Here is a 14,438-nt window from a genome sequence, read left to right as displayed (position 1 = left end):
CCGCGAGAAATATTCCGCATATTTTTGCCGCCGGTTTAGTGAGTTGTTTCGTATAGGTTGATGGCCACACTCCGAAAGTGTTCTAGTGCCCGATGATCGGCCCTTATAAAACTATTCACAGGTGGTGATCGAATGAGAAAGCTGGTTTTTGGTTTTACCCTCTTGGCTCTTATTTGTGTCAGCGGGCACGCGCAGAGCAACGCCCCTAAAGCAGACGTCTTGGCTCAGCATGATTCGATAGAGTCGAAAGTGGACAAACTGTTTGCGACCTGGGATAAGCCCGACAGCCCCGGCGCATCGCTCATTGTCGTCAAGGATGGGGCGGTGCTCTATAAGCACGGCTATGGCGTTGCCAATCTCGAATACGACATTCCGATTACCCCTTCGACCGTCTTTCATGTCGCGTCCGTGTCGAAGGAGTTCACCGCTTTTGCCATCACCCTACTCGCCAGTCAGGGCAAGTTATCGTTTGATGATGACATTCACAAGTACCTGCCCGAACTGCCCGACTACGGCAAGAAGATCACTATCAGCCACCTGATTCACCACACCAGCGGGCTGCGCGACCAGTGGGAGTTGCTGGCTATGGCGGGGTGGCGGCTTGACGACGTGATTACCAAGCAACACATCCTCAAGGTGGTCAGCCACCAAAAGGAACTGAACTTCGCCCCCGGCGACGAGTACCTCTACTCCAACACCGGCTACACGCTGCTGGCGGTGATCGTGGAACGGGTGACCGGGCAGTCCTTCCGCCAGTTCACCCAGGAGAACATCTTTAAGCCGCTCGGCATGGCGAATACTCACTTTCACGACGACCACGAGATGATCGTCAAAAACCGGGCCTATTCGTACGAAACGCAAGAGCGCGGCGGCTACAAGCTGAGCGCCCTGAACTATGCCAACGTCGGCGCGACCAGCCTGTTTACGACCGTCGAAGACCTGGCGAAATGGATTCATAATTTCGATGACGGAAGAGTCGGCGGCAAGCCGCTGATCGAACAGATGTACCAGCAGGGCACGCTCAACAGCGGCAAGCAGATTAGCTACGCCTTCGGACTAGACATCGGGACGTACAGAGGGTTGAAGCGGGTCGAACACAGCGGCGGCGATGCCGGCTACCGCAGCCACGTCCTCTGGTTCCCATCAGAGAAGTTCGGCGTTGCGGTGTTGAGCAACCTGGCCGGCTTCAATCCGGGCCGGCTGGCGCAACAGGTCGCCAACCTCTACCTCGCTGACAAGCTTGCGCCTGAGAAGGCGAAGACTGAAACGGCTGAGGCGGCAGCCGTTAAGCTAGACCCCGCGGTCTACGACAGGTATACCGGCAAGTACCTGCTGCAAGACGGCACGGTGGTGGACATCACTAAAGAGAATGGCCGACTTTTTGCGCAGCCGGCGGGCGGGCCGAAGCTGGATATGACACCGGAATCAGAGAGCAAGTTCCTCTTGAAGGCATTCGGCATCGAACTCGCCTTCGACGCCATAGAACAAGGCAAGGCTGGCAAATTCACCGTGCTGACGGGTGACCAAACCATTCCCGGCAAGCGGTTGGAGATGGAAGCGTTGAAGCCGGCTGAACTGGCGGAATACGCTGGCGATTACTACAGCGATGAGCTTGGCACGACTTATACGATTGCAGTCGAAAGCGGGCAGCTCGTGGCGCAGCACAGGCGGCATGACGACATTAAGCTGACGGCGACGCAGCGCGACAGCTTCCTGGGCGCTCAATGGTTCTTCCAGTCCGTGAAATTCACGCGGGACAAGGACAAACGGGTGATAGGATTCAGACTGAGTGGCAGCCGGGTTAAAAACGTTCGGTTCGACAAGCAGACGTCGATCAAGGGGCTATAGCGAGCAACCCCAAGTACAGCCGAGAGGCGGCGACAGCATCGCCACTATGCGGCGGCGTGAGGCTTAGTGCGAGAGCGCAAGAAGGGCAGAAGCTTTTGCACTGCCGACCCGTGAGTCTTATCGGCAGCACTCATGGACTTAACCAGATGGGTCAATAGAACCTCGTTAACCCTCCGTAAAATAACCACTCGTTCCGCTGTCGGAGAGCTTCGTGGCTTCATTCGGCGTGTTCGTGCCAATATCCTTGCCCCTGTTTAGCAATTACTTTAGAGTTGGGCCGGTAAAGGGGGATAGGTATGCAGAGCGCCTTCAAGAAGCACCTGGGCACGCAAGCCGAGCGCATTAATGCCGTTGATCTGCTGCGCGGCATCGTGATGGTTATCATGATGCTTGATCACACGCGCGACTACTTTCATCGCGAGGCGTTAAACTTCGACCCGTCCGATCTGACGAAAACCAACACCCTACTGTTCTTCACGCGATGGGTCACGCATTTCTGTGCGCCGGTGTTTGTCTTTCTCGCAGGCACCGGCGCGTTCCTGCAAATCGCTCGTGGCAAGAGCAAATCCGAGTTATCGAGGTTTCTCATCACGCGCGGCCTCTGGTTAATTGTGCTGGAACTGACCGTCATCCGCGTCATCGTCTGGTTCAATCTCGATTATCACTTCGCCTTTATGTTGCAAGTGATATGGGTCATCGGCGTTTCGATGATCTTGCTCGCGGGCTTGATTTACCTGCCATTGCGGGTCCTGGCCATCGGGAGTATCGCCATGATCGCGCTGCATAACCTGCTCGATGGTATCAAGGCACAGTCGCCGCCTGACGCAACCGGTGCGATTTGGATGATTCTGCATCAGCAAGGAGTGATTTTTCTATCGCCCGGCGTTTACGGGCTTGTGCTTTATCCGCTGATTCCCTGGGTTGGCGTGTTAGCGGCGGGTTATTGCCTGGGTGCGGTCTATCAATGGGAGGCCGCGCGCCGTCGGCGTTTCTTAATTCGCCTGGGTGGCGGCGCGCTTGCGGGCTTCATCGTGCTGCGCGGCCTCAATGTCTATGGCGATCCGAGCCGTTGGGTGGTGCAAAAAAATGCGCTGTTTACGGCGCTTTCATTTCTGAATGTCACGAAATACCCGCCGTCGTTCTTGTTTTTGCTACTGACGCTGGGGACGGCGCTGTTGGCATTGCCCTGGTTCGAGCAAAGGGGAGATGGATTCATCTCACGCATTCTGATCACCTTCGGCCGCGTGCCGATGTTTTTCTACATTGGCCAATGGCTGGTCGCGCATGGGCTGGCGGTGCTTGTCGGTTATCTCGCCGGGCAGCCGATTGGCTGGCAGTTTGTCGGGCTGATGGATCAGCCGCGACCCAACCCCGGCAATCTGGGCTTTGGATTGTGGGCGGTGTATGTGTTCTGGCTGTTCGGGCTTTTGCTGCTCTACCCGCTTTGCCGCTGGTTTGCCGAGGTCAAGCGTCGTCGTCGCGATTGGTGGTTAAGCTATCTATAGGCTAAGGGCAATCGCGAATGGCTATGGTAGACGGAGCCATTACCTCAAGCGGCGGCTCAACTGTCGGCGCCTCGACTGCTTAGGCAGGGCTTGAGCTACAGAGAGGCAAGTGCCGGCTGTTAAACACCTGTGGCTTCCCTGCCCTTTGTCTGTGGCGGGTCTGTTCAACAGGAATCCAGAACCGCCTCAGGATTTTCGCAGCCTATTTGTGTCCACCGTAACGGGCAAGGCATTCCCATCCTTGCGCAGCTTATAGAGGAGGTCATTCTCTATAGCCTTGCGAGCCGTATTGATGTCGATCTTGAATATTCGCGCCGCATTTTCACCGAGTATCTTCCGCTTGACCTCTTCCGTAAGCGGCGCATACTTATTCTTCTCAATCAATTCTTCGGGAATCTCGAAAGCTTGGAAAGCTTGAATCTGCCAGTGCGGCGGCCCGATCACAGGGGTATCTGTCCCCCAAAGGATGTGGTCCGGCCCCAGGCCATCGAGCAGCGTCCCCATGAGCTTCGCATACCTGGCTGGCTCTGCAAATATCCGGTACGCCAGCCCGCCAAGCTCGGCGTAGATGTTCTTAACCTTCGCTCGTTTAGCTTGTTCGGCCAGTTCGGCGTCAAATGGATACGCGCTGTGAAAGGCGATGAAGTTCAGGTCGGGAAAGTCGGCGGCGGCACGCGCAAGGTCTTCGGTGTGGCAAAACTCTTCAAGGAAGAGGCCGGGAAGCCCTTTATGCACGCAGATATTCTTCACCCCATGTTTGCGCAGCACCTCGTATAACGGATAGGTGTGTTTCTCGTCGTCCATCCTCCAGCCGCGCGTATCCGGGCCGGGCGGGTAAAGTTTAAGGCCGTCGATCTTAATCGTCTCGCACTGATAGCTGAGCGACTCGACCGCTGATTGACCATCGGGCGGGTCTACGGTGCCGAGCACGCGGATACGGGCCGGCGCCATCGAGCGAATCATTGCCGCTTCGCGCGGCGGGAAGAGGTCTACGCCGTCAAAGGCCGCGCGCATCCCGAAGCTATTGAGAAAGGCGATGTCCGTCTCGCTCTTTAAGAAGAGATCATCGATGAACATGATCCGCCCCATGTCAGCAATGGGGACAGGTTGGCCGATGATGCTCGCTCTTGCCCCGGCCAGCGCCTTAAGAAAGGCTTCGCCCCTGGGCGCGATTTTAGGCAAGCCGCCTTCCCGCCACCAGACATGGGTTTGCGCGTCTATCAAGATGGGCGGATGCAGGTGAGGATCGCGGTCAGAAAGGCGCTCCAGGCTGGTTGAATTGAAGAAGCGGGACGGCGATAGCGGCAGGGCGCTGGCGCGGCGTTGTAAAAAGGTGAAGGCCGTTGCGCCCGCCGTAAGGCGAAGCAACTTCCGTCTCGAAAGTCGCGCAGATTGTCGGGAATCGAAGGTGTCGGGTTGATCCTGGTCTGCCATTGCCGCCTCCTCACAGGTTTCTCAGTCAATGCCTTCTCAAAATAAGTAGATCGTCTTGAGCATAATTGGCTTAAAGCTTCGCACCATCAGAGCCGCCCCGCAGCATATGGCCAATCATCCAATATTGCAAGGTCGCGCCGCATCTCCCCAGGGTCTATTCATTCTCCGGGCTTAAACCGCCAAGACGCCAAGGACGCCAAGAGAACGCCGAGCTTTTCTTGGCGGTCTTGGCGTCTTGGCGGTTCATCCCTAATGGTTATTCGAGAATGAATAGGCCCTGCGCATCTCCCGACCGTCAAATCGTTAGTCGAAGTGTCGGTCAACGGCACGCATTTGGTATTCTCTACAGGTCATACTGCGCGGCGGAGGTCTAGCTCGCGCATAAATCAACCGGAGGGCAGCGTGACCAGGGAAGAAGAACGATTTACGTTTGTGAAGTATTTGTGGAAGGACGATGAGGCCGCACACCTGACGGGTGTAGACCGGTTGGTTTATCGCTCAAACAGGCTCGGTGAAGACCTGAGGCTCACGAACACCGGCGGCGGCAACACTTCGTCCAAGTTGGTTGAAAGGGACCCGCTCAGCGGCGCGAGCGTGGAGGTATTGTGGGTCAAAGGGTCGGGCGGCGATTTGCGAACCGTCAAACGCGATGGCTTCGCTTCGTTTTATCTCGACAAGATTCGCGCGATGAAGCCGATCTACCTCAACCACCCTGGGCGCGGCCCAAAGACGGAGATCGAGGACGCGATGTATCCGATGTATAGCCATTGCGTCTTTAACCTGAACCCGCGCGCCGGCTCGATTGACACGCCGCTGCACACGCTCGTCCCTTACAAGCATGTGGATCACCTGCACCCGAACGCCGTCATCGCCATCGCGGCCTCAGTCAATCAGGAGAGGCTCTGCAAAGAGGTTTATGGCGACGAGGTGATTTACATTCCCTGGCAGCGCCCCGGCTTTGACATCGGCTTGAAGATCGAGCAGTTGATCGCCGATAACCCGCGGGCCAAAGGCATCCTGCTCGGTCATCATGGCATGAGCTCCTGGAGCGACGACGACAAGACTTGCTATGAAACGGCGCTGGAAATCATTGACCGCGCGGCGCGCCACATCGAAGCGCATGATCGAGGCGATGCGACGTTTGGCGGGCAGAAGGTCCAGCCGCTAGCGGAGGCCGAACGAACGCGCGTCATTAGCGAGATCATTCCCTTCCTTCGCGGCCAACTCTCTACGGACAAGCGAATGGTCGGCACCGTGCAGGACGATGAGAAGATGCTGCGCTTTGTCAACAGCACAGACGCCGCGCGACTGGCCGAGCTTGGCACCTCGTGTCCCGATCACTTCTTACGCACCAAGATCAAGCCGTTATTCGTCGCCTGGGACCCGGAGGGCGGCGATGTCGAAAAACTGAAAGCGGCGCTCGAAGAAGGGCTGGTTCAATACCGTAAGGACTACGAGGCTTATTACAATCGCTGCAAGCGCCCTGATTCGCCGCCGATGCGCGACCCCAACCCGACCGTCGTCTTGATTCCGGGCCTTGGCATGATCGCCTGGGGCAAGAATAAGAGTGAGTCGCGCGTCACCGCAGAGTTTTATAACTGCGCCATCGAAGTGATGCGCGGCGCAGAGGCCATAGACCAGTACGAGGCGATGGATCAGCAGGAAGCCTTCGACATCGAATACTGGTTGCTGGAAGATGCCAAGCTGCGGCGGCAGCCTCCTGAAAAAGAGCTTGCCCGGCAGATCGTCGTTATCATCGGCGCGGGTTCAGGCATCGGCAAGGCGGCGGCACATCGTGTGGTGAAGGAGGGCGCGCACGTCGTCTGCGTTGACCGCGACGAGGCGGCGGCTGTGGGAACGGCGCGAGAGATCATCGCCCAGTATGGCGAAGGTATCGGCGTCGCCGGCACAGGGATCAGCAACTGTGGCCCTGCCATCGGGCTAGCGTGTGACATCACGGATCGTGAGAGCGTCGTGCGAATGTTCCGTGACGTCATGCTTGCCTATGGCGGTGTGGATGCCGTCGTCGTCACCGCAGGTATCTTTGTCGCGCCAGACAAGTCGGGTCATATTGATGACAGCAAGTGGGCGCTGACGTTTGCCATCAACGTCACAGGCGCTTACATCGTGACCGACGAAGCCCATGAGCTTTTCAAGAAACAGGGGCTGACCGGTAATATCGTGCTCACCACGAGCGCCAACGCGGTCGTGGCGAAGAAAGGCAGCCTCGCCTATGACACCAGCAAGGCAGCGGCCAACCATCTGGTGCGCGAACTGGCTATCGAGATGGCGCCGCTGGTTCGCGTCAACGCCGTCGCGCCGGCCACTGTGGTCAAAGGCAGCACGATGTTCCCGCGCGACCGCGTGATGGCTTCGCTTGCCAAATACAATATCGCTTTCAGCGAAGATGAAACGAGCGAAGCATTGCGCGACAAGCTGGCCGCTTTCTATGCCAAACGCTCGCTGACGCAGACGCCCATTGAGCCCGAAGATCAAGCCGAAGCGATTTTCCTCTTGCTAACTGAACGGCTCGCCAAGACCACAGGGCACGTCATTCCGGTTGATGGCGGGCTACAGGATGGCTTCTTGAGATAGCGGCCTTGAAAGAAAGAGTCGGCAATCGCCATGAACGATTCGCTCTACATCGCGGTTGATCTGGGCGCGGGCAGTGGGCGCGTCTTCCTCGCAGGGGTCGCGCCGGGCGAGCTTCTGCTCGAAGAGATTCGCCGGTTTGAATATCCGGCAAGACGCTCTGCCGACCACCTCCGCTGGAATCTCAGTTACATCGTTGACGAGATCAAAGCCGGCTTGTGCGAAGCCGGCGCGCGGGCGCGCGAAATCGGGCGGCCTATTCAAAGCGTCGGAGTTGATAGCTGGGGTGTTGATTATGGCCTTGTGGATAGTGACGGTGGCCTCCTCGAAGAACCTGTCTGTTACCGTGACGAACGAACTCAGGATGTGATGGAGCAGGTTTTCGCGCGCATTCCGCGCCATCTGATATTCGAGCGCACAGGCATCCAATTCCTCGTTTTCAACACCCTCTTCCAACTCTATGCACACGCGCAAACGGGTATCCCAAATGCAGCGGCACGGTTGCTGCTGATTCCCGACCTGATCAATCTGAAGCTTACGGGCAGGGCCGTCACCGAGTACACCAACGCAACCACGACCCAGATGATCAATGCACAGACACGAACCTGGGACGCAGAGATCATGGAGAGTCTCGGCTTGCCAGCCGCTTTGTTTGCAGAGATCGTCCCTGCCGGCACGGTTCTTGGCCCTCTCAAACCGGCGCTCGCTGACGAGCTCAGTCTTCATGGCGCGCAGATCGTAGCAACGGCAACCCATGATACCGCGAGCGCAGTCGCGGGCGCGCCGCTTGAAGACGGCAGCGCTTATATCTCCTCCGGCACCTGGTCTCTGGTTGGCGTCGAGCGTGACAGCCCGCTCATCACCCCGGAAGTCGCCCGTCACAACTTCACAAACGAAGGCGGCGCGTTCCGGCGGTTCCGCTTCTTGAAAAATGTGATGGGCTTATGGATTCTGGAAGCCTGCCGAAAGGAATGGAAGGAGCGCGGCCTGGAAGTTGACTATGACCGTCTCTTGCGGCAGGTCGAAGAGATTGAAGGAAGTCAGGGATTGATCTTCGCCGACGACCCGCGCTTCTTCAACCCGCCGAGCATGCTCGCGGCGATATCAGAGCAGATGAACGAGGGCGGACAGCGCCCGCCGGCTGCTCCCCCGGCTGTCGCTAAAGTGATACTCGACTCGCTGGCTTTCCGCTATGCGTCAATCGTCCGCATTATCGAGCAGCTAACGCACACGCGGATCAAGCGAGTGCATATCGTCGGCGGGGGCAGCCGAAATGACTATCTCAACCAGATGACGGCGGGCGCCACCGGCTTGCCGACCCTGGCCGGCCCGGTAGAGGCAACGGTCATAGGCAACGTATTGGTCCAGGCAATCGCGGCAAACCGTTTCGCGTCGTTGGCGGAAGCCCGGCGGCACGTCGCCGAAAACGTGCGACTGAAAGAATTCACCCCGCGACGCTTGCCGGCCTTGGAAGAGGCCGCCGCCCGCTATACGGAAATCGAGGCGCGATACGTGAATTGACTCGAATCATATTATGGATAATGCAAGCCACGGCATGACTGACAGCCTTCTGCTCTGCGCCAGCGATCTGACCAAGTCCTACGCCGGGGTGCAGGCGCTCAAGCGCGCGTCGTTCGAATTGCGCGCCGGCGAAGTCCATGCCTTGATCGGTGAAAACGGCGCGGGCAAATCGACGCTCATCAAGATCATTACCGGCGCCATCGAGCCTGACGGCGGCGAGACGACGCTCAACGGAGAGATCATCACGCGCCTCTCTCCGCGCGCCGCCCGATCACTCGGCATCGTCGCCATCTATCAGCAACCGACGCTTTTTCCCGAGCTCACCGTCGCCGAGAATATCGCTCTCGGCCAGGAGCAGGCGGGACGGTGGGGGCGTGTTGACTGGAAGAAGCGTCGCCGCCGCGCCGCAGAACTGCTCGCGCGCGTGGGGGCCAATATTGATACTGAGATTGCGGCAAGCGACTTGACCATGCCGCAACAACAGTTAGTCGAAATCGCCCGCGCTCTGGGCGCCGAGGCCAGAGTCTTAATCCTCGACGAGCCAACCGCCTCGCTCTCCGAGGCCGACACGCAGAACCTGTTTCGCGTCATTCGAGAACTGCGCGCACAGGGCGTCGGCATGATATACATCTCGCATCGGCTGGATGAATTGCCGCAAATCGCCGACCGCGTGACGGTGCTACGTGATGGCCGCACCATCGCCACGCATCTGATGTCGGAAGTGAATCGCCATCAGTTGATTCAGTTGATGGTCGGGCGCGAGCTGTCAGCGGTCTTCCCAAAGAAGACGGTGACGGCAGGCGATGTCGTCCTTGAGCTTCGCGATCTTGGCTGCACAGAAACGGGGATAAAGCAGGCGAGCCTGTCGTTGCGTGCCGGCGAAATTGTCGGGCTGGCCGGCCTGGTTGGCGCGGGGCGAACCGAGCTGGCGCGCACGATCTTTGGATTGACGCCGGCAGATCAAGGAACCATCTTGCTGCGCGGCGAGGCGGTTAAAATCAACAGCCCGCGTCAGGCGATCAATAGCGGGATCGCTTACCTGCCCGAAGACCGGCGGCGGCACGGCGTCATACTAGAGATGCCCATCAGTGCCAACCTGACACTTGCCTCACTCGATCAGCTCGCTCGTTTCGGCGCGATGGATTTCCGGCGCGAGAAAGCAATCGCCGCCGATTACACGCGGCGGCTCGCCATTAAGACGCCGGCGATCTTCGCTCCTGTCTCGACGCTGTCAGGCGGCAATCAGCAGAAGGTCGCCTTGAGCCGCTGGTTAATCACTCGCCCATCTGTGCTCATTCTCGACGAGCCGACGCAGGGAGTAGATGTCGGCGCCAAGTCAGAGATTCATGGCCTGATGAGCGAGCTGGCCGCAGAGGGTGTAGCCATCTTAATGATCTCTTCCGAGTTGCCGGAGATTCTTGGCATGAGCGACCGCATCGGGGTGATGCGCGGGGGAATGATTGTCGGCATATTGGATCGCAGCGAGGCGAGCCAGCAAGAGATTCTCGGGCTGGCGCTTGGGCACGAACGCGCCGGCAGGCAGGATTCTTGAGGATGAAGCTGAGGCGTTACAAACGAGAACTGGCCGCGGCGATGGCGTATGCGCTGTTGCTCGCGGTGGTCGCCGTGCTGGCGCCGGCGTTCTTCAGTGTTGCCAACCTGCGCGACCTGGCGATCAATAATGCGCCGGTGCTAATCATTGCCACAGGGATGACGGTGGTTATCCTGGTCGGCGAGATTGACATCTCTGTCGGCTCGCAGTTTGCCGTCGCCAGCGTGGCTGTTGGCCTTCTGGCGAAGACCGGCATGCCAATCGGCCTTGTACTGTCGTGTGTTCTCCTGCTCGGCGCGGCAATGGGTGCAGTGAATGGCTTTCTCGTCGGCCGTCTCGGCCTGCCTTCAATTATCGTCACACTGGCCATGCTGGTCGCGTGGCGCGACGCTTTGCGGTGGGTTACAGAGGGCGCCTGGGTGCAAGACCTTCCCGCCAACTTTCAATGGTTCGGGATGGGGCAGACCTGGGGGCAATGGCTGATCCTTCTGATAGCGATGGCGGTGCTGGCTGGTCTTAGCTGGATACTGCGAAACCTGAGCGCGGGCCGCGCCGTTTACGCCGTCGGCTCGGATGCCGAAGCGGCGCGGCTCGCCGGCATTGAGCCGCGGCGGATCGTCTTCGGCGTCTTTGTATTGATGGGGGCTCTTGGCGGGCTCGCGGCCTTACTCAATGCCGTGCGCTTTACGAGCGTGCCGAGCAACACCGGCCTGGGGTTGGAACTGAAAGCCGTCGCGGCGGTCGTCGTCGGGGGGACGCTGATTACCGGCGGGCGCGGGCGGCTGCTTGGCACGTTGATCGGCGCGGCGCTGCTCGGGACTATCGGCCCGGCGTTGACTTTTGTAGGCATCAATCCATTTTGGGAGAAAGCCATTCAGGGAGCGATTATCCTGGCGGCGCTGATTTCAGATGTTGCGCTGGGACGTTTGGAACATCATGGAAGAATCAATCCCATCCGCCCCAACGTCAGTTAAGCTCGAAGCGCCCTGGCGCGAGCGGTTGTTCCCGAATAATGAATGGATGCTGCTCGTCGTGCTGGTAATCGAGTGCGCCATTTTCAGCCTGACCGGCAGTCATTTCTTCAGCGCGGCGAATGCATTCGAAGTCGCGCGGCTCGGCGTCGAGGTCGGGCTACTGGCACTGGCGCTGACGCCGATCATCATCAGCGGCGGGATTGATCTTTCCGTCGGCTCGATGATGGGATTAGCGGCGGTCGTGATGGGCGGCCTCTGGCGCGACGCGCATCTGCCGCTGCCGCTGGCTATCGCTCTCACATTACTCGTCGGCACGCTCGGCGGAGGGTTGAATGCGCTGATCATCACACGGTTGAGCTTTCCGCCGCTGATCGTCACGCTCGGAACCTTCTCCTTGTTTCGCGGGATCGCTGAAGGGCTGACGCGCGGCGTCGAAAACTATTCAGGCTTTCCGTCGCCGTTCCTTTTTCTGGGACAGGGATATGTCGGCGGCGTGGTACCGACGCAGCTATTCATCCTGCTTGCGGCCATCGTCGGCTATGCCTGGTGGCTGCATCGCACGGGGTTCGGGCGCACGCTTTACGCCATCGGTTATTCAGCCGAAGGCGCGCGCTACGCAGGCATTCCTGTCCGCGGGCGACTGGCCATCGTCTATACGCTGTCGGGGCTGTTATCGAGCCTCGCCGCCATCATCTATGTGGCGCATCTCGGACAAGCGAAGTCGGACGCCGGCACCGGCTATGAACTGATGGCGATAACCGCCGTGGTGCTTGGCGGCGCATCAATCTTTGGTGGGCGCGGCACAGTGATGGGAACTGTGCTTGGGCTGTTGGCCATCATCATGCTGCAAAACGGGCTGCGGTTGAGTGCGCAGCCCGCCGAGCTGACCGGGATACTGACGGGCGGGCTACTGGTCGCGACGATTCTGGTTGATCGTTTGTCGAAACGCGCCAAGCGGTTACCGCGCGCTCACATTCTTGCAAAGGAGGACGAGGTGAAGAATTCGCAAGTCGCTATTCTGAGTGCAGTCATCCTTGCCGCCGCCTTGATTGTCGCGGGCAGCAATTGGTGGCTTGCCGGCTCGCTGCGGCAAGAGATGAAGCGCCTGTCGGGCGACGCCCAAACAGCGCCAGGCCCGACCGCCAACGGCCATAAGGTTGTCATTGCGATGATGCCCAAAGCCAAAGGCGATCCCTATTTCATTAGCTGTAAGAAGGGCGCTGAAGAGGCCGCTCAGGAAATAGGCGCCGAGTTGCTGTGGGATGGCCCGACCGACCTCGACCCGGCGAAGCAGAACGAAGTGATTGAAGCCTGGATTACCCGCGGCGTCGACGTGATCGCGGTGAGCGTTGAGAATGAAGTGGCGATCTCAACGGTGCTCAAGAAGGCTCGTGAGCGCGGCATCAAAGTGATTACCTGGGATGCCGATGCTCAAAAGGAAGCGCGCGACTTCTTCATCAATCAGGCGACGCCGCAGGGCATCGGGGTTACGCTAACGGATGAGGCCGCAAGAATACTCGGCGGCAAGGGCGATTTTGCCATCATCACGGCGTCCCTGAGCGCGGCGAATCAAAATGAGTGGATCAAGCACATCAAAGCGCGGCTGGCGGAGAAGTACCCAGACATCAGGCTTGTCGCGATTCAACCGAGCGAAGGCGACCGCGACCGCGCCTTTGCCGAAACCCAGACGGTGCTGAAGGTCTATCCAAACGTCAAGCTGATCATGGCGATTGCCGCGCCGGCTGTCCCAGGGGCGGCGGAAGCGGTAAAGCAAGCGGGCCGAGCAGATGTAAAGGTCACAGGGCTGTCGCTGCCGAATATGTGCAAGCCCTATGTCCATGACGGGGTGATCGAGAGTTTTGTGTTGTGGAACACGGTTGATCTCGGCTATCTGACCGTCTATGCAGCGCGAGCGTTGAGCGCAGGCGAGCTGAAACGCGGTAGCCGCGAGATTGAGGCGGGGCGGCTGGGCAGGATTGGCGTGCAGGATGATCAGGTTATGCTGGGCGCGCCCTTTGTCTTTAACAAACAGAATGTTGACCGGTTCGACTTTTGATCCCTTCTGTCTTCAATGGGACGATGAGAACAGTGCTTTGCGGCCTCCGCTTCGACGGTTGGCTATACCGCCGCTGGCTTGCGCCACACGATGGTATATCGCCATAGCAGATGATATTTCACATCGCCTTCTTGCAAATGTCGATCTCGCATTGCCTTCACTTCCCGCTTTGTCAAGTATCGCTCATTCTTGCCATGCTCGGCCCACGCTTTCCTTACCTCCGGTTCTGCCCATGGCCGCCCTGTTCGAAACCATCTGACAGCGACATTTATCGGCAACCTCACCACGTCGGCCAGCCTGTCGAGCAAGCCGGCTGGTCTTAGCAGATCATGAAGGATGAACACCCCGCCAGGGGTGAGCCAGCGCTTGACCTTTTCGAGAGCTTCTTCAGTCGCCATGTGGTGTAGAGTCGCAATCAAGACAATGCAATCGAATTGGCCAGGGGCCAGGTCCATCTCTAAGACATTCCCGACCGTAAAATCTATGTTGGGATAAAGGGTTGAGCGTTCACCAGCAACGCGTATCATTTCGCTGGATAGGTCTATTGCGGTAACCTGGCCAGCCCGCTTCGCGAGTTGCCGCGTGAAGGTGGCCGTGCCGCACCCGACTTCGAGTGCGCGATGACATGGGGCCGGTACAAAGTTGAGCAGGTAGCCATCGTATATTCCGCCAATGTCACTTTCGCGCTCCGACAGAACGGCAATGTGATCAAAGTCCTGCTGTAGCTTCTGCATAGGTTTCAGCCGATGCCAAGGTGCGATAATGAATAGGCAACGAATCCTGTTGTCGAAAGTAACAAGACCCGACTCACCGCTTCTGACTCCGCAATATTCACCCCTGTCAATTCTGCCAGTTCAAATGCTCTGAAGGTGGCATTAGGATTATGGCATGTAGGTAACAATGAATGAAGGCGGATTTCCAGGTGATCTCTCCACGCCCCTGCAAATCGCCCTTCA

At 58.5% G+C, this 14,438-nt stretch carries 9 protein-coding genes; 7 read left to right on the top strand and 2 right to left on the bottom strand.

Annotated elements, in window-relative coordinates:
• Positions 1–249: 249 nt before the first annotated feature.
• Both VJ464_01550 and VJ464_01545 read left to right on the top strand, forming a co-directional pair.
• Positions 250–1,848, top strand: coding sequence for a serine hydrolase (locus tag VJ464_01550; GenBank protein HKQ03788.1), 1,599 nt, complete (start codon positions 250–252; stop codon positions 1,846–1,848).
• A 296-nt stretch (positions 1,849–2,144) separates the two neighbouring features.
• Positions 2,145–3,353 carry a heparan-alpha-glucosaminide N-acetyltransferase domain-containing protein gene (locus VJ464_01545; protein HKQ03787.1) on the top strand — a complete coding sequence of 403 codons (1,209 nt, stop codon included), beginning with the start codon at positions 2,145–2,147 and terminating at the stop codon, positions 3,351–3,353.
• Between the two features lie 186 nt (positions 3,354–3,539).
• On the opposite strand, the gene VJ464_01540 is transcribed toward VJ464_01545, so the two are convergent.
• A complete protein-coding gene (locus tag VJ464_01540) occupies positions 3,540–4,787 on the bottom strand; it encodes an amidohydrolase family protein (GenBank protein HKQ03786.1) in 1,248 nt (415 codons plus the stop codon).
• A gap of 402 nt (positions 4,788–5,189) precedes the next feature.
• Here VJ464_01540 and VJ464_01535 point away from each other — a divergent pair, with 402 nt between their 5' ends.
• Genes VJ464_01535 through VJ464_01515 form a run of 5 tightly spaced genes read left to right on the top strand, consistent with a single transcriptional unit; the run spans position 5,190 to position 13,482 of the window.
• Complete coding sequence (locus tag VJ464_01535; protein HKQ03785.1) at positions 5,190–7,382, top strand: bifunctional rhamnulose-1-phosphate aldolase/short-chain dehydrogenase; 2,193 nt, start codon at positions 5,190–5,192, stop codon at positions 7,380–7,382.
• Between the two features lie 30 nt (positions 7,383–7,412).
• Positions 7,413–8,900, top strand: coding sequence for a rhamnulokinase family protein (locus VJ464_01530; protein HKQ03784.1), 1,488 nt, complete (start codon positions 7,413–7,415; stop codon positions 8,898–8,900).
• A 34-nt stretch (positions 8,901–8,934) separates the two neighbouring features.
• On the top strand, positions 8,935–10,452 hold the full coding sequence (locus VJ464_01525; protein ID HKQ03783.1) for a sugar ABC transporter ATP-binding protein: 1,518 nt from the start codon (positions 8,935–8,937) through the stop codon (positions 10,450–10,452).
• A 2-nt stretch (positions 10,453–10,454) separates the two neighbouring features.
• Complete coding sequence (locus tag VJ464_01520) at positions 10,455–11,426, top strand: ABC transporter permease (protein HKQ03782.1); 972 nt, start codon at positions 10,455–10,457, stop codon at positions 11,424–11,426.
• Positions 11,389–13,482, top strand: coding sequence for a substrate-binding domain-containing protein (locus VJ464_01515; protein HKQ03781.1), 2,094 nt, complete (start codon positions 11,389–11,391; stop codon positions 13,480–13,482). The genes VJ464_01520 and VJ464_01515 overlap by 38 nt, the downstream gene beginning before the upstream one ends.
• 62 nt (positions 13,483–13,544) lie before the next feature.
• Here VJ464_01515 and VJ464_01510 read toward each other — a convergent pair whose 3' ends face one another.
• On the bottom strand, positions 13,545–14,216 hold the full coding sequence (locus VJ464_01510) for a class I SAM-dependent methyltransferase (protein ID HKQ03780.1): 672 nt from the start codon (positions 14,214–14,216) through the stop codon (positions 13,545–13,547).
• Positions 14,217–14,438: the final 222 nt, after the last annotated feature.

The organism is Blastocatellia bacterium (assembly GCA_035275065.1).
Taxonomy (GTDB): domain Bacteria; phylum Acidobacteriota; class Blastocatellia; order UBA7656; family UBA7656; genus DATENM01.
Note: the sequence above shows the minus strand (reverse complement) of the source record. Positions and strands in the feature narration are given on the sequence as shown.

Bases quoted from the DNA above. Each gene is read 5' to 3' on its own strand.
- VJ464_01545 (HKQ03787.1), top strand. From the start codon at position 2,145: ATGCAGAGCGCCTTCAAGAAGCACCTGGGCACGCAAGCCGAGCGCATT.
- VJ464_01540 (HKQ03786.1), bottom strand. From the start codon at position 4,787: ATGGCAGACCAGGATCAACCCGACACCTTCGATTCCCGACAATCTGCG.
- VJ464_01530 (HKQ03784.1), top strand. From the start codon at position 7,413: ATGAACGATTCGCTCTACATCGCGGTTGATCTGGGCGCGGGCAGTGGG.
- VJ464_01525 (HKQ03783.1), top strand. From the start codon at position 8,935: ATGACTGACAGCCTTCTGCTCTGCGCCAGCGATCTGACCAAGTCCTAC.
- VJ464_01520 (HKQ03782.1), top strand. From the start codon at position 10,455: ATGAAGCTGAGGCGTTACAAACGAGAACTGGCCGCGGCGATGGCGTAT.
- VJ464_01515 (HKQ03781.1), top strand. From the start codon at position 11,389: ATGGAAGAATCAATCCCATCCGCCCCAACGTCAGTTAAGCTCGAAGCG.
- VJ464_01510 (HKQ03780.1), bottom strand. From the start codon at position 14,216: ATGCAGAAGCTACAGCAGGACTTTGATCACATTGCCGTTCTGTCGGAG.